Source organism: Vibrio sp. RE88 (assembly GCF_013113835.1).
GTDB lineage: Bacteria > Pseudomonadota > Gammaproteobacteria > Enterobacterales > Vibrionaceae > Vibrio.
In genome coordinates this window covers 451,372-466,720 of the sequence record NZ_VTYQ01000005.1, presented here as the reverse complement: position 1 = coordinate 466,720, position 15,349 = coordinate 451,372, and the positions used below count along the sequence as shown (strand labels likewise).

Genomic DNA, 15,349 nt, shown 5'->3' with positions numbered 1-15,349 from the left:
AAAAATGATGTGCAACTAGATTTATAAAAAGAATGAACTCACGGAAGGTACTAAGTACCTGTAAGAGTGGACATAAAATGGAAAAGAAAACGTTATTGTGGATAGGGCTCTTTATTACGGCTGCCTCTATTGGTCTTCTACTCTATGAAGGCTTCAGCTCATCACATTCAAAACACAATGACGCAGAGCATGATCACGCCTCAGAACCCGACCACCATGACTCACACCAGCACGACCATAAACACAGTCAAACAGAACAAAACAAACGCTACGGCTTGGTCTCTCCCATTCCAGAACACCCAGAGTTTGACCGTACTCAAGCCAAGATCGGTTGGGTGCTTTTTCGTGATCCTAACCTTTCATCTAACAAAAAGGTCAGTTGCGAGAGCTGCCATAATCTACGCACTAACGGCGCTGAAACGACGGCGGTTTCTACTGGAGTAGAAGGCCTTGGAACCCGTAACTCCCCTACCGTATTTAATGCGAGCCTGAATTATCGTTTTTTCTGGGATGGTCGGGTAAACAGCCTCCATGATCAGCTTGATGGCCCCATTCATGACCCAGTTGAGATGGACTCAAATTGGTCAAAAATTACCGAATACGTCAGCCAGTCTCCTATCTACCAACAGTATTTTTTGCAGGCAGAGCTTCCTATTACAGAGCACAACATTAAAACAGCTCTGGTTGAGTTCATGAATGCCCTCAACACACCAAACTCCCCGTTTGATCAGTATTTAGCAGGCAATGAAAACGCACTCAGCCCTGAAGCGGAACTCGGGTGGCAAACCTTTCAGAAAGAAGGGTGTGTTCGTTGTCATCAGGGCAGCAACATCGGCGGCGGTATGGTCATGCGATTTGGCTACTTTGGCCAGTCGACTACTGGAGAAAATCGCAGCTCCGATAAAGGACGGTTCAACACTACTCAGGATGAAAACGATCTTTACCTCTTTCGTGTCGCCAGCCTAAGAAACGTCGCCCTGACGCCCCCCTACTTCCACGATGGAAAGACACAGCACCTTTCAGAAGCAATTAAAATCATGGGTGAAAGCCAGTTAGGAAAAACGTTTGACGACGAAACCATAGCCCATCTCGAAGCTTTCCTGAATTCGTTAAGTGGAGATAGACCAGCCATCTTGCAGGAGTTTGAAAATGAATAAAATCAGGCTCGCCTTTGCAGCATTTATTCTCATTTTTATCGCCATGTGTTCATACGTCTATATGGCCTATGGCGAATTGAACAAATTGGCCAAATACGATGAGCAAGTGCGAACCATGGGACATGAAGTGATTGAACTGCGTGATGAACTAATTGGTGCTTCCATCCGCGGTATTTCTGACCCTTATCAAATGGCCAATCAACTTGTGGAACTCGAAAGAGAACTGACGGAATTTCAGAAAAGACATCAACAAGCAGACTTGCATTCAACGCTTTTTCAGAACTTGCCTACCCAAACGCTACTCAATAATTTCCATTCATCTGCCATGAGTTTGGCGGGCACACTCGATCAAACAATCGGCTTAATCGTTGCTCGCGAATTTGTTTTACACTCCCTAAAGAACAAATTGATGGATGGAGGCGGGTTTAGATCCGACAACCAATCACGTGAGCAAATTATTTCCCATATGCTGGATGAAAACGCAATCGGTGCCGATGAAGAAGTCACGCGATTTGCTCAAACTTTTGTTCAGGTCAATGCACAACGAGAGCGGCTGTTATCCACCTTGCTGTCACACGACAGTGTTGTGTTTCTTGAACAAGCGGAGTTCGGCCTCACTGCGACATCAGCTCGACTTAGAGACACTATCTCCCAAGTCTTGATTGGTGCTGCCATACTGTTTGTTGCTTTGGCAACGCTTGGCTTTATTGCCCGCATCGCCGAACTCAACCGTAACAATAATGCCTATCAGGTCGCCACTGAAAACGCAGAAAAAGCTAATGAGGCGAAGTCTATTTTCCTCGCGACCATGAGCCACGAGCTGCGAACACCCATGAACGGTGTATTAGGTATCGCACAAATCATCAAAGATGAATCTCAAGAGCTGGAAACCAAGAAGCAGGCACAGATCCTTATCGATTCAGGTCAGCACCTGATGACCATACTCAATGACATACTTGATTTCTCTAAAGTCGAGCAAGGAAAATTGGAGCTTGAGATTCATCCGTTCTCCATAGGCGAATTAGTACTCAGCCTAGAAAAAACATTAGGTCCTCAAGCGGCAAACAAAGGTTTGAAGTTTGTCACCCAGAATAAAGTCCCCGCCAATATCGAGCTGCATGGTGACCCTGCACGAACCCGGCAGATTCTATTTAACCTAGTCGGCAACGCGATCAAATTTACCCAAACGGGTAAGATTGAAATCGAATTCGCACTCGACACGTCGGCGCCGCCCAATGTCTGTATTAGCGTCACCGATAGCGGCATAGGAATAGAACGAGAGAAGCTCGACACCATTTTTACTCCATTTGAGCAAGCTGAACTCTCCACGACACGTAAATTTGGTGGTACTGGGCTGGGTCTGTCTATCGTTAAACGTCTGGTAGAAATAATGGGGGGAAAAGTGTCCGTTTTCAGCCAGCCGAATGTTGGAACCCAATTCACCCTCACTATCCCATTTGAACTCAAAGAGTTGGAAATGAGTGAAGTGCAAGTGAAGTCCTCAGATGAGCTTTCCTTACTTGATAACTTCACCGTCCTACTGGTCGAAGACAACCGAGTCAATGCCATGGTTGCGAGGAAGTTTTGCGAGTCCATGGGGCTATTGGTTGATCATGCTAATGATGGTTTAGAGGCAATCAGTCGTCTTAAGCATTCCAATTATGATCTGATCATCATGGATAATCACATGCCCAACATGAATGGTCTGGATGCGATTGAGCATATACGCACCAAACTCAAGCTAAGTACTGTCATCTTTGCTTGTACTGCCGACGTTTTCAAAGAAGCCCACGATGAATTCATCGCCCGAGGCGCCGATTTTGTCCTGACTAAGCCTCTGCAAAAGAGCAGCTTACAGAACGCATTAAGTCAGTTTTCACGACAGTTTTCCACCCACAGGGAAGTGGTTGAAGCCGTTAAGCATTTACCTCAAAACGCCAGCAACAATATATCAACGCTTATCCGCTTCCCAGTTGATAAGTTGCCGCTCACTGAAGAGGAAGTCTCACAAAGCCCACTGCTCAACCAACTTGAGCTTCAGGATAGAGAGAAAGTTGAATTACTCGAATCGTTGATATTTGAGCTGGACACGAAAACCGACTCTCTGATCGAGCTGCATTCCAATACCACGCCAACCGAACTTCACGCGATTTTGCACGCTATCAAAGGCATCGCGCTCGAGTTCTCGATGGGAGAAGTTTTACTGCTAACGAAAAAGACGGAAGACATTGCGAGACAAGGGGAGATTCCTGAAATCGAGCTGCTGCAAAAACTAGTCAACCGACTGATGGTGAATAGCCATGAAGCCAGCCGATTGATAACCCGATTAAATCCACACAACAAGACTGGCTAAGGTAAAGCAACGTTATGAAATGGACCTTCACAACAAGTCAATACAAGCTACACGCTGCTCTCACACTACTCGCAGGATTGTTCTTCTATCTTGATTTGATCATGCCAGCAGAGGTGGCTTCAGGCGTCCCTTACATCGCCATCATCCTGATCTCCATGGCATTTAGAAACCAACCCTCCACCATTGCTTGGGCGATTATCTGCACCTTACTTACACTCGCGGGCCATTACGTTGTTTCAACTGAAAACGCGGCTTGGGGCGTCATTGCCAATCGTCTGCTCGCAATTTTTGCCATATGGGTTGTCGCAATCGTATCGCTGGCGATCAAGGATCGAGAAAAGAAGTTATCAAAGCTTGAAACCGATCTGGTTGTTTCTGACTTCCGTTCAACACAGGGATTTGTCGCAGAATATGCCCGTGATGCTATTGTAGTGACCGACCCCGAGGGTTACACCACATGGGTCAATGAAGGTTTTGTGCAACTGACGGGTTACCAACTGGACGAGATAAAAGGCAAAAAGCCAGGCGATATTCTTCAGGGATCCAACACCAACATTAAACAAGTCCAAGCACTGTCAGAAGCCATCAAACAAGCGAAACAAATCGATTGTGAGCTGATTAATTACAGCAAGGATGGCACCGAATACTGGATAGACATGTCAATCGTCCCTGTATTCAAGGACGGTACACTCACCCGCTTCGTGGCTGTCGAACGAGATATCACTGAACGAAAACAGCTGGAAGAGCAACTTAAGAAAGAGGTTCAACTGGCGAAGTCAGCCATCGAGAACAAGTCACGTTTCATGCGACTGATTAACCATGAACTCAAAGTCTACAGCAACAGTGTCGTTATGCCGTTGAAACAAATCGAACGTAGCGACGACATTTCACAGATCAAATCACTAGCCACTCGACTCAAGCATTCCGGTGATTTACTCCACGCTTCGATCAAACATATTCTCACCCTGTCGGCGACGGATGTGGATTCACTAACAAGCGAAGCGAAAGAGATTAAATTGGCCGAACACTTGCAATCATTGGGCAATAAGTTGGCACCACTCGCCAACGGCAACGACGTCAACTTCTCTACTCAATTTAATATCAACGACAGCAAACAGTATTTGCTTGATGGGAACTTACTAAACCAAACCGTATGCTTTTTCGCCCTCACGACAATTAACCAAGCCCCCGGAGGCGACGTCGAAATCAGTGCGAAAGTGGTTGACGAAGGAGACTCGGAATCTCTCATTGTACAGATTCGCTCGACCGACAAAGGGGCATGCTGCCGCTTAATGTCTGAACTGCCAGGAAGCGCCTCACATCGCCATGGTTTAATGGAAGGCATCTGCGCTGGTTTCCACAAAATAGAAGCGCTCATTTGCCAGAATGGCGGAAACATCCAATTAAGTTACACCCCTGAAGGACATTCACTTATCTCAGCCAGAGTGCCACTGACACATACAGAGACAAACACACCAGATCAGGTTTCGAACGGTACTCGTATTCTGATCGCCGAAGATAACCAAGTGAACGCACTGATTTTATCTAAGTTTCTCAAAGGATTAGGTTATTTCAACATCGACTGGGCAAAAGACGGCCAAGAAGCCGTAGAGATGGCACTGGCAGGCCATTACGAATACATCTTTATGGATAATCACATGCCACGACTAACTGGTTTGGAAGCAACCAAACTGATTGTTGAATTTCACAACATTCCAACCACAGTCATCGCCTGTACGGCTGACACAACCAACACCGCAAGACAACAGTTCTATCAGTACGGAGCGAAAGAAGTACTGCTCAAACCTGTTAAGAAAGATGCACTTTATGCGGCGCTGGAGACTTCCTCCCAATCAAAAGACCAAAGTGTTGGAAATGGTTAGGTGTAAAACTTCAGGCGTGAGCTACGGCTATGAGACTAAAGCGGCTTATTAAATTTCTTGCGTGCCTCTGTTGCTTTGTGTCTGAACTCGCAGTGTTCAGCATGATCATTGACTAGACCCATAGCTTGTAAAAAAGCATAAACAGTAGTTGGCCCAACAAATTTCCACCCTCGTTTCTTTAACTCCTTCGAGATAGCGATAGACTCCGCACTTGTCGATACAGTTTGTGGGTTTGATATTGGCTTATCAGGTTCATAGCGCCAAAAAAATGCGGCAAGCGAGCCTTCTTGCTTCACCATCTCTTGGGCTCTTTTAGCGTTATTAATGGTTGCTTCTATCTTTCCTCGATGGCGCACAATACTTTCATCTTGAAGTAACCTTTCGACATCGTTTTCAGTAAATTTAGCTACTTTGTTAAAATCAAACTGCTTGAATGCTCTACGAAAATTTTCTCGTTTAGCTAGTATTGTTCTCCAACTCAGTCCCGACTGGAAACCTTCAAGGCAAATCTTTTCAAAAAGCCGCTGGTCATCGCTAACAGGGTAGCCCCATTCATCATCATGATAGGCAATATATTCATTGCTACTTGTACCCCACTTACAGCGAAGCTTTCCATCTCCGCATTTAACTGTGTTGCTCATTTATCTAACCCACCAAAAATTTGAGTTTATCATTGGCCATTGACGGCGTTATTTCATTAATTTCAGCAGTTACAATATCTTCAATAACAAACGGATCTTGATTCACTCTTAATTCAATACTTTCTCTATCAACATTACTCGCGAGAATACAGCCGCCCAAATTAGGCTTCAGGCTCCCAACTAGATGAAATACTTCATCATCAATGCCTTGCTTTATCCACGCCTTATGTCCTGACATAAACTCTTTTGCCTTGTCTTTATTGTCAGAAAAACGTAGAAAAATGATAAACATAATTCTTTCTCCCTAATTTTATTAGCTATAGGTTTCCAACCATTCATTCAAAATATCAACTTCTGTATATAGAAACTTTTCATCCTGAAAAGCACTGGCTAAGGTTGCAATGCCCTGGCTTCGAGCAAGTAAATGCAAAGCCAATTCTTTTGCATTCTCTTTATGGCCTAATTCTATAAATTGCTTTTCTAGCCAGTCAGAAAACAGTGAAAATACTTTATTTGCGCCAATGAGTGACGGGTGCTCCAATTTGGCTAATTCCGTCGCTAGAGTCCCTACAGGGCACCCATAACGCTTTATCTTCGCTCGATTAAAAATAAGGATATTGATGAAACATTTAATTCTTTCTGAGGCTGTTTGAACTTCTAGTTGCCAGTCTCTCAACATTCTTTCTGTATTAGACAAACGCTGATTAATGACGGCTGCTAAAATATCATCCTTGCTTTTGAAATGATGGTAAAAATTACCTCTTGAAATACCTACTTCACTTGCGATATCGGCAAAAGAGGTGTGTTCATAACCTTGCTTATAAAAAAGCTGATCAGCAACATCAATAATATTTTCTTTAGTCGTTTTATTGGGCATAAACACTCCTAGGGCATTTGACCTAAACATTAGGTCAAATGTCCTACTAGATCAAGTATGGTCATAAATTATTCATAATTAGCGCCTGCTTTAGCTTCTTTCCTACGAATAAGAACAGCGAACTTGAAAGAGTGCTTTTTATTAATGGTGTCAGATGAGATTAAGGCTAGCATCGAAAATATCAGATTGGTTGTGGAGTTTTACAGGTTAGGGGCAACAGTGTGCCCTTACCTGCCTTACACTGCTTTTATTGCTAACGTTTTGTTGATTCCGGTGTCATCGACAAAATCTTGATCATGACTGACCAAAATAAAAGGGCCTGGGTACGTAGATAATGCTTTTGCCAACCGTTGCTTCGAGTCGATGTCGAGATGATTGTCTGGCTCGTCAAGCAGAAGTAACGGCGAACAAGATTGGTGGCTCACCATCAATACCGCTAACTTCATTTTCTCTCCACCACTCAGCATCGAGACCATCTTGTAGACACTGTCTCTGCGAAAACCTACCCCAGCTAACAAAGTTCGAGCGTCACTCTCCTCCAGCTTGGGACAGGAATTGCGTAACGTATCCAACATACTCATATTCGGGCAAAGCAAACTAAAATGTTGATCTAGATAGATGGTCTTTACATTACATTTAACCCCTTGCTCAAGGCTTCCCGATGGTGAATTCAGTGCTTTCAATAAAGTCGATTTACCACAACCATTGTTGCCAGATAGGTGTATTCGGTCTTTTGTTCCCACTCTTATGCTCACGGTTTGCCAACGACTTTTATCTACGCTGAAATCCGCAATGGAAGCCAGATTGTGTCTCTTGTCCCCTTGAGCATGGGCAAGATAAAAACTCTGCTCCTTCCCGCCTTCCTGCTGGCTTTTTAACGTCTCCAGCTTGTGTTGGTTCCGCTTCAACTGATTGTTTTGATTCGTGATAGCAGCAGAACGGGTGACTTGCGCACTGTCTTTCATCGCGTCCATAAGAATTTTTGGCTGACTGCCTGATCTTCTCTTGCGGTTGCCCATCGCCTCTCGCTGCTGAGCTTTTTCGGCATTGAGCTGGATCTGACGCTCAATCTTCTTCTTTTCTGATTTGAGGTGGTCGATCTTGCTGCTTAAAGCCTGTTTCTCTACGTCATATTGGCACTGGAATTCATCATAACCACCACGATAGCTTCTCAAACCTAATGATGAGAGATGACATATAACATCCGCACAACGTAGTAACGCTCTATCATGACTGACCAATAGGATCTTACCGGGGAATGCTTTGAGTTTATTCATCAACCACTGCTTTCCTTGGGTATCGAGATGATTGCTTGGCTCATCAAGCAACAAAATATCTGGGCTTTGTTCGAACAGATAATAGAGCTGAAGCTTGGCCAATTGCCCTCCACTTAGGTGGCAACAAACGTCGTCCAATGACAGCACAATGCTCAACTGAACCATAAGCTCTATTGCTCGTTGCTCTACCTCCCAGTCATCGCTAAGGCGGTCAAAGTCCTCCTGTCGCGTACTTCCTTGCTCTATCGCCCTCAGGGCCTGACGTTTGTCATCAATGCCAAGGTATTGGGCAATGGTCATATCGCTGACTAACAACTCTGAAGGTAGCTGTGAGTACGTAGCAATCTTCCCTTGGCGATCGACATTGCCAGTGTCAGGCGAGCGCTCCCCCATCAAGATGGAAAGCAACACCGACTTACCACTGCCATTTATTCCAGTTAGGCCAGTAATACCATGATTCAACGATAGATTGATCGAACGGAATAACCATTCACCCGTTTCGAGTTGATGCGAAATTTGAGATGCAATTAATGCAGGCATATCGCCTCCTTTTTAATTCAAAAAGGGGTCGCCATTGTGCGGTGATATGGCCGAGCGTATAAAATGCCGAGATGAGCCAGATAAACTGGCAAGAACCACCATTGGTGGATTTTAGAAATGTACTAAGATTGCGGCAACGCCCACTAACCCCGAGTGTCCAAAGTGTTGTTTATATTGGATGTCAGGAAGTTAGCTGTTCATTTAGGCATTGGCTCCTAGTAAAGTGATGCGCGGATTATAACCAGCTTCATTCAAACGTTTCAATATGGTAAAACGGATAGTGCCAATTAAAAGATAAGATCTAAAAGGTCGCGAACACCCTTTCTAGATCACTGCTGAGATTGTTTTTGTTTATAGACGTTACTGCCCCTAAAAACTTGGCAGCCTGCAGGCTGCTTTCCGCCGATGCATGTGTATAGCCACTCGACATCGCTATAACAGTGGTGTTCGGATGAAAATTCTTAAGATGCTGTATCACCTCGTAACCATCCATTTCGGGCATAAACACATCGGTCAAAACAACATCAAATTGATTTTCAGCCAAGAGCTGAGGGACCTCTGAACTATGTGTACAAATTTCTACTTCAAATTTGTCTGCAAAGCGTTGCTCCATGAAGCTGCCGATCAAAGCAGCGATCGTCGGCGAGTCATCGATAATCAGTAGTTTCATTTTCTTTCCTAGCCAAGCTAACTCTGGGTTATCAAATTTCTTTTATCTGTATGAGTTAAGACCTATTTCCCTCACTTATCAATACCTCTTACTTGTTGTTTTGAAAGACGTTGAACGGTAAAGCCTAACAACATAAAAATATTGGCATCAAACGCCTCATCAAACCCTAGTGATTCCATCCCATCATCATTCCATTTTTCAATCTCAACTTCTTAGCGAAATAAGAATCAAGATGCATAAACCCTCATTATTTCTCACCTCCAAATAACTTAACATTTCGTAATAACCATGAGTATAAGCTCTAGTTTTCCCCTTGAGAAAATCACCTAAATTGGACTTTTTTCGAATAAAAATCGTCCATTTGTGACTTTCTTTCCACAAATGTTAATTTCATGTTACCAAATAAATGCTAGTGTCTTGGTGTTATTTTTTGTCGCGAATTTAATCCACATCCATCTCCACGACTAAGAAATGGGACCAAATTATGGACAGCTACGTCACTGAAAACTTCAAAAAGCGCATTGATACTCGGCTACCGCGGCTAAACAAAGTGGTTTTTGTCATCAAAGGAGAAAAAGGAAAAGGTCTTGGGCACTGCTATAGAGCATGGACGATTGCGCAATCCTTACCCAGTTTCATTGAATCCACGTTCGTACTGACTCCAAATAGCTCCCTTGGTTTATCCTTTTGTGAGCAAAAGAACATCTTACAATACCAACTAGCGGCAAGCGACGACGACTTATTGGACATCATCGCGCAAGCAAAGCCTGATCTGATTATTAATGATGTCCTCAATACATCCGAAGCGTATGTGAGTGCGCTGAAAAAGATCAACACTCCCATCATCAATTTTGAAGATCTCGGCACTGGTGGAATACATGCAGACTGCGTCATTAATGCCGTCTACCCGAAAACCGGGCTGGGCCAAGAGCTGTCTGGCCATGATTATGTTGATATAAGAAAAGAGTTTTTTCTCCACCGAAAAAACAGCACCACCTTAAGCCCTTCAGTCCGTAGCATTCTGCTGACTTTTGGTGGCGAAGATCCAAGCAATCTAACCCAAAAAACCTTGGAAGTTATCGCCCGCAACGACTACCTCTGCCAATTGAACTATGTCATCGCTTTAGGCGGCTCTTATCAACAGCCAAAAGAAGTCATGCGGTTCATACAAGAAAAAGCACTTAATGCGGAAGTGTTTATCGGCCAGGACATCGCACCGCTGATGGCTCAGGTGGACATGGCGATTACTGCCAATTGCCGAACTGTCTTTGAAGCCGCTTTTATGCACTTACCTACCGTGGTGATCTCGGCTAATGCGAGAGAGTGCCTTCATACCTTCTATCGAGATGCTCTTTTTCCATACTGCGGAAATGGCCAGCTGGTGGATCATTCTGTTATTGAACGTCAGATCTTACGACTCGCCACCAACAATCAACTGAGGCGTGCTATCTCACACCGGCTCCAAACATTCGATTTGAGCAACGGCATGAACAGAATCATCAATCAAATTATCCAACTGCTCAATCGCAGTTCTTCTAATTGCAACACCGAATACCAACACATTACAGAGAAAGCATTATGAATGAGCAACACACAACAACATTCCCCAAGTGGCCTGCATTTCACCCCGACTCGCTTCAGGATGTTATCGAGCCACTCAAGTCTGGTGAAGTCAATTACTGGACCGGAAACAAAGGGCGGGAATTCGAAGACGCCTTTGCGAAGTGGTGCGGCTCTGAGTTTGCCATCAGTTGCTCGTCTGGTACTTCTGCTCTGCACACCATCATCAGTGCGATGGACATTGGCCCGGGCGATGAAATCATCGTGCCTTCTTACAGCTTTATCGCCTCTTCCTATGCGGTTTTACAGGCTGGCGCGATCCCGATTTTCTGTGATGTAAGCGCCGATCACACGATCAATCCGGACAAAATTGAAGCTTTGGTGACTAAGCGTACCCGCGCGATTATCGTCGTTCACTTGTATGGCGTGGTCTGCGATATGCAACCAATTATGGAAATCGCTGAACGCTATCAAATTAAGGTGATTGAAGATGCCGCGCAGTGCATTGGTGGCCAATATTACGGCCAGAAAGTCGGTACATTGGGGCATGCAGCGGCCTTTAGCTTTTGTCAAAGCAAACATTTCACCACTGGTGGTGAAGGTGGAATGATTACCACCAATGACGAGAGCCTAGCGTGGGAATGTCGCTCATTTAGAGACCATGGTTTCGACGTTAAACACAAGCTGGCGTTACTGGAGATGGAAGAGAAGGAAAAATACATCCATCACCGTGTTGGCTACAACTATCGAATGACCGAAATTCAGTCGATTATCGGCCTCAACGAGTTGAAGCGTTTTGACGATTGGAACCTACTCAACCGACGCAAAAATGCCTTCATTTATCGCGAATGCTTGTCTCAGTGCCAATACATTGAAAGCCTGCCGCTGGATACTCCAGACAGACAAAATGCTTACTGGCTATTCCCGATTGTTTTCGACCAGTCATTTGATGAGCAACGTACAGAGTCCGTCTACAAAAAGCTGGTCGAGAAAGGTATTCCGGTAACCAAAGTGCTGTGGCCTGAAGCATATCGTGAAAAAGCCTACACGGATTTGATTGGTTTCGGTAAAGCCAACTTCCCATTCCACTCAAGCGAATATACCGACCCTCAATCGGTTCAGTATGACAATCAGATATGCCCAATGGCGTACTCACTTTCTAAGCGCACACTCAACCTGCACCTCCACCCGATCTGGAATGCAGAGCACATTGAAAAATGCGCATCAACACTACTCGACGTATTGGCAGAAATTCACGGAGACAATCATGGAAAGTAAAAATGCCCGTTACTGGGATGAGAAGAGAGCGCAGCTTGCAGAACAAGGCTATACCGTGATCGAATCCGTTGTCCCGCAGGAGTTATGCCAGTCATCCATAGAAGCGATCTGCTCTTTTATGGAAGTTGATCTCAACAATAAAGACACCTGGTACAAACAGGATCCAATCAATGACACGGGTTCGGTCCCGATGCATCATCACCCAGCGTTTTGGCAAGTTCGTCAACATCCAGACGTTTATCAGGCCTTCGCTCAGCTTTTAAATGAAGAGCAATTGTGGGTCACCATGGATCGCGCTTCTTTTAAGCCGCCGTGCCGCTATGACCTACCGCAATATGGCAATGATTCGAATCGAATGCATTGGGATTACGATTTCCGCCAAATGGATACTCCTGTCTACCAGGGATTGATCTACCTGACTGATACAGAAAAAGAGCAAGGTGCCTTTGGTGGTCTCCCACAAGTGTATCGCCAGATTATCGACAACACGTTCCACGATCCAAGCTTGTTTGATCAGTTCACGATTAATGGATTGTATCTGGAGGATGTCTACCCTTTCACCGAGCAAGACATCACGAAGATAGATGCTCCTGCTGGCAGTTTGGTCATCTTTGACAGCCGTTTACCTCATGGCAACGTTTGTACTCATCACCTCAACCCTCGTCTTGTTCAGTTTATTGCTATGTACAAAGCCGACAGCCAAGAGCACGTGCCCCCAGTGCTGTACCAATCACGAGAAGAGCGCGTAAATTGCTACCAAAACGCTCGTCCACCAGCGTGGCTACGTGGCTGGCGCGGTCAGCTCGATCCTGAACCCTTTACACCACTTGAACTCTCGCCTCTTGGCAGAAAATTGGTAGGGCTAGAGTCATGGTAAAGCCAAGTCACTCACCAAAGCCGAGTTGGTTGGCAGTCACTATGCCCGCTCTGTGCCTGTTCTTTGCGTTAGGCTTGAACATTGGCAGTTGGGCATCGCGACTTGCGGACTTGAAAATCGCCATGAGCATTACCGACATGGAGCTCGGTTTTTTCCTTCTCGCGACAAGTCTTGGTGCAATCTCCGCTTTTCCGCTCACCATCTGGCTACTGCGCCATGTAGGTGCTCGAAAAATGGCACTGCTACTAGGAAGTATTGCCGCTTGTTTGCTCCCTTTAATCATGAACAACACTTCCTATCACTTAGGTATGGTTTTGATGTTTATTGAGGGCATATGCTGCGCAGGGCTTAACGCCGCGATTAACACTTACGGCAGTGACATCGAACGTAAACACGACATTAAATGCATGTCCCGCTTGCATGCCGTGTTCAGTTTGGGATTGGCGGCAGCGGCTTTGATTTCAATGGGTCTGATTCGCTTTGTTTCGTCCGAACTGATTGTTCATGGCGCCGTCATTTGTGTATCACTTCTGACGTTGTTTGCCGTTGCATATCGAACCTCAGAACAGTGCAGCACTTCCGATTCAGACGACAAACAGCCTGAACCAAAACTGATCAACAAAACAACCTTAGTGCTTGGCATCATCGTCCTGAGTGCAACCATCATCGAGGGCTCAATGAATGATTGGAGCGCGATTTATCTCAAAGATGTGATTGACGTTAGCCCGTCACTCGCCCCTTCGGGTGTGTTGGTGTTCTCCGCTGCGATGTTTATTGGCCGACTCTTTGCTGACAGCCTGCGATCGCAATACAACGACGCCATCCTGATTGCCTTTGCCGGACTTATCGTCAGCTTTTCACTTGCAACAGGCGTGTGGCTGTCTGGGCTTTACGCTTCATGGATATCATTCGCTATTGTCGGCTTAACCGTCTCTTTGGTTTCACCCATCATTTACGCTTCAGCGGCTGCCATTGGCCCCGGGTGTTTATCGCTGATTTCCACTTTTGGTTCCATTGGCGGTTTAGCGGGTCCACCGACTATCGGTTTCATCGCCACGCATTTTGGCCTGACCAGCGGCATGTATTTCGTCGCCGCCAGCGGCGTAGTCATTGGTATTGCGGCCTTAAAGCTTGCCAAGCATCAGCACACACCTCAATACGCATCACTTTAGGAAAACAGCATGTTAATCAGTATCATCATTCCGACTTACAACTGCGCGAACCTTCTAGAGAAGACGCTCGAATCACTTTGCCAACAGTCATTACAAACCGAGTGCTTCGAAGTCATCGTTGCTGATGATGGCTCGTCAGATAACACCGAACAGATGGTCAAAAGCTTTGCTTCTCGTCTGAACATCGGTTACTGCTTTCAGCCCGATTTAGGATTCAGAGCGGCGAGCGCACGTAATCTCGGCAGCCAACAAGCGGTTGGCGAATACCTATTTTATTTGGATAGCGGCGTAGTTCTTGAACAACACGCACTACAAATACACCTTGCCGAAATGGAAAGAAACCCAGATCACATCCAGATTGGATTCTGCCACGGTTTTGAAGAGCACTTCGTCGCTAACAATACTTTCTCTCAGTTACTCGATAGCAACGATTTCAACACGTTGTTTGACTCTTTGACGCAACAGGACTCGAACTTGGATTGCCGCCAGCAACTGCTCAATCAAATAGGGCATATGAGAGGCTTCGACACTCATCCGTGGCTGTTTTTCTGGGGCGGGCATCTATTTGCTAAAACCTCTGATTTTATTGAAGCCGGCGGTTTCGATGAGAACTTTACCCACTGGGGCGGCGAAGACGTCGAGCTGGGACTGAGGCTATTTAACGCTGGACATAAGTTTACGCTACTGTTGGATGCCAAGGCCTACCACATCCCACACCCCAAAGCAGACACTGCCGGGTCGGAAGCGACACATAACAACTGCCATTACATCCACGATAAGCACCAGTTACCGATTACAGAACGTATGTTGGCGGAGAGCTGGGAAGACATCGTCCGGAGCGTCAGTTAATCAGGGCAATCAACCCAATGAGCCGCCCAGAACCTTTTTAACATTATCGGGCATAAAACATTGCTATTGAGTGAAATCAGGAAGCGACCATGACAAGTGTATGTGATATTTCAAGCAGAGAGCCATTACAACCTGCGGCGATGTCTGCTGAAGGCGTTGCCAAACTAGACCTTAGAACCGGAGGGCAGCAAGAGCCTGTTATCGTAAAGCATTCA

Annotated in this window: 13 protein-coding genes; 8 read left to right on the top strand and 5 right to left on the bottom strand. The window is 45.5% G+C overall.

The genetic code is table 11. The features are described from left to right. Positions 1 to 77 precede the first annotated feature (77 nt). From F0265_RS14725 to F0265_RS14715, 3 genes are read left to right on the top strand one after another with little or no spacing between them, the layout of a single operon-like run. Positions 78 to 1,157, top strand: a complete 1,080-nt coding sequence (locus F0265_RS14725; protein ID WP_171749450.1) for a cytochrome c peroxidase — start codon at positions 78 to 80, stop codon at positions 1,155 to 1,157. Next, complete coding sequence (locus F0265_RS14720; protein WP_171749449.1) at positions 1,150 to 3,510, top strand: ATP-binding protein; 2,361 nt, start codon at positions 1,150 to 1,152, stop codon at positions 3,508 to 3,510. Before F0265_RS14725 ends, F0265_RS14720 begins: the two co-directional genes overlap by 8 nt. 14 nt (positions 3,511 to 3,524) lie before the next feature. Next, positions 3,525 to 5,393, top strand: a complete 1,869-nt coding sequence (locus F0265_RS14715; protein WP_171749448.1) for a response regulator — start codon at positions 3,525 to 3,527, stop codon at positions 5,391 to 5,393. Between the two features lie 35 nt (positions 5,394 to 5,428). Here F0265_RS14715 and F0265_RS14710 read toward each other — a convergent pair whose 3' ends face one another. The 5 genes from F0265_RS14710 to F0265_RS14690 form a co-directional block, all read right to left on the bottom strand. Further along, positions 5,429 to 6,034: a DNA-3-methyladenine glycosylase I gene (locus F0265_RS14710; protein WP_171749447.1), complete on the bottom strand. Its 606-nt coding sequence runs from the start codon at positions 6,032 to 6,034 to the stop codon at positions 5,429 to 5,431. A gap of 4 nt (positions 6,035 to 6,038) precedes the next feature. Beyond that, positions 6,039 to 6,326 carry a hypothetical protein gene (locus tag F0265_RS14705; protein ID WP_171749446.1) on the bottom strand — a complete coding sequence of 96 codons (288 nt, stop codon included), beginning with the start codon at positions 6,324 to 6,326 and terminating at the stop codon, positions 6,039 to 6,041. A 21-nt stretch (positions 6,327 to 6,347) separates the two neighbouring features. Further along, on the bottom strand, positions 6,348 to 6,911 hold the full coding sequence (locus F0265_RS14700) for a TetR/AcrR family transcriptional regulator (protein WP_171749445.1): 564 nt from the start codon (positions 6,909 to 6,911) through the stop codon (positions 6,348 to 6,350). A gap of 236 nt (positions 6,912 to 7,147) precedes the next feature. Further along, the gene (locus tag F0265_RS14695) at positions 7,148 to 8,728 is read right to left on the bottom strand and encodes an ATP-binding cassette domain-containing protein (RefSeq protein ID WP_171749444.1); all 1,581 of its coding nucleotides are present in this window, start codon (positions 8,726 to 8,728) and stop codon (positions 7,148 to 7,150) included. Positions 8,729 to 9,029: 301 nt separating this feature from the next. Further along, on the bottom strand, positions 9,030 to 9,398 hold the full coding sequence (locus F0265_RS14690; RefSeq protein ID WP_171749443.1) for a response regulator: 369 nt from the start codon (positions 9,396 to 9,398) through the stop codon (positions 9,030 to 9,032). 484 nt (positions 9,399 to 9,882) lie between these two features. Here F0265_RS14690 and F0265_RS14685 point away from each other — a divergent pair, with 484 nt between their 5' ends. The 5 genes from F0265_RS14685 to F0265_RS14665 are packed head-to-tail and all read left to right on the top strand — an operon-like array spanning position 9,883 to position 15,134. Next, positions 9,883 to 10,980, top strand: a complete 1,098-nt coding sequence (locus F0265_RS14685) for an acetylneuraminate cytidylyltransferase (protein ID WP_171749442.1) — start codon at positions 9,883 to 9,885, stop codon at positions 10,978 to 10,980. Next, positions 10,977 to 12,236, top strand: a complete 1,260-nt coding sequence (locus tag F0265_RS14680; protein WP_171749441.1) for a DegT/DnrJ/EryC1/StrS family aminotransferase — start codon at positions 10,977 to 10,979, stop codon at positions 12,234 to 12,236. Before F0265_RS14685 ends, F0265_RS14680 begins: the two co-directional genes overlap by 4 nt. Then, positions 12,226 to 13,113, top strand: a complete 888-nt coding sequence (locus F0265_RS14675) for a phytanoyl-CoA dioxygenase family protein (protein ID WP_171749440.1) — start codon at positions 12,226 to 12,228, stop codon at positions 13,111 to 13,113. The genes F0265_RS14680 and F0265_RS14675 overlap by 11 nt, the downstream gene beginning before the upstream one ends. Further along, complete coding sequence (locus F0265_RS14670) at positions 13,107 to 14,285, top strand: MFS transporter (protein ID WP_171749439.1); 1,179 nt, start codon at positions 13,107 to 13,109, stop codon at positions 14,283 to 14,285. Before F0265_RS14675 ends, F0265_RS14670 begins: the two co-directional genes overlap by 7 nt. A gap of 9 nt (positions 14,286 to 14,294) precedes the next feature. Further along, the gene (locus F0265_RS14665; protein ID WP_171749438.1) at positions 14,295 to 15,134 is read left to right on the top strand and encodes a glycosyltransferase; all 840 of its coding nucleotides are present in this window, start codon (positions 14,295 to 14,297) and stop codon (positions 15,132 to 15,134) included. Positions 15,135 to 15,349: the final 215 nt, after the last annotated feature.

Bases quoted from the DNA above. Each gene is read 5' to 3' on its own strand.
- F0265_RS14670 (WP_171749439.1), top strand. From the start codon at position 13,107: ATGGTAAAGCCAAGTCACTCACCAAAGCCGAGTTGGTTGGCAGTCACT.
- F0265_RS14705 (WP_171749446.1), bottom strand. From the start codon at position 6,326: ATGTTTATCATTTTTCTACGTTTTTCTGACAATAAAGACAAGGCAAAA.
- F0265_RS14720 (WP_171749449.1), top strand. From the start codon at position 1,150: ATGAATAAAATCAGGCTCGCCTTTGCAGCATTTATTCTCATTTTTATC.
- F0265_RS14700 (WP_171749445.1), bottom strand. From the start codon at position 6,911: ATGCCCAATAAAACGACTAAAGAAAATATTATTGATGTTGCTGATCAG.
- F0265_RS14690 (WP_171749443.1), bottom strand. From the start codon at position 9,398: ATGAAACTACTGATTATCGATGACTCGCCGACGATCGCTGCTTTGATC.
- F0265_RS14680 (WP_171749441.1), top strand. From the start codon at position 10,977: ATGAATGAGCAACACACAACAACATTCCCCAAGTGGCCTGCATTTCAC.
- F0265_RS14685 (WP_171749442.1), top strand. From the start codon at position 9,883: ATGGACAGCTACGTCACTGAAAACTTCAAAAAGCGCATTGATACTCGG.
- F0265_RS14675 (WP_171749440.1), top strand. From the start codon at position 12,226: ATGGAAAGTAAAAATGCCCGTTACTGGGATGAGAAGAGAGCGCAGCTT.
- F0265_RS14715 (WP_171749448.1), top strand. From the start codon at position 3,525: ATGAAATGGACCTTCACAACAAGTCAATACAAGCTACACGCTGCTCTC.
- F0265_RS14710 (WP_171749447.1), bottom strand. From the start codon at position 6,034: ATGAGCAACACAGTTAAATGCGGAGATGGAAAGCTTCGCTGTAAGTGG.
- F0265_RS14725 (WP_171749450.1), top strand. From the start codon at position 78: ATGGAAAAGAAAACGTTATTGTGGATAGGGCTCTTTATTACGGCTGCC.
- F0265_RS14695 (WP_171749444.1), bottom strand. From the start codon at position 8,728: ATGCCTGCATTAATTGCATCTCAAATTTCGCATCAACTCGAAACGGGT.
- F0265_RS14665 (WP_171749438.1), top strand. From the start codon at position 14,295: ATGTTAATCAGTATCATCATTCCGACTTACAACTGCGCGAACCTTCTA.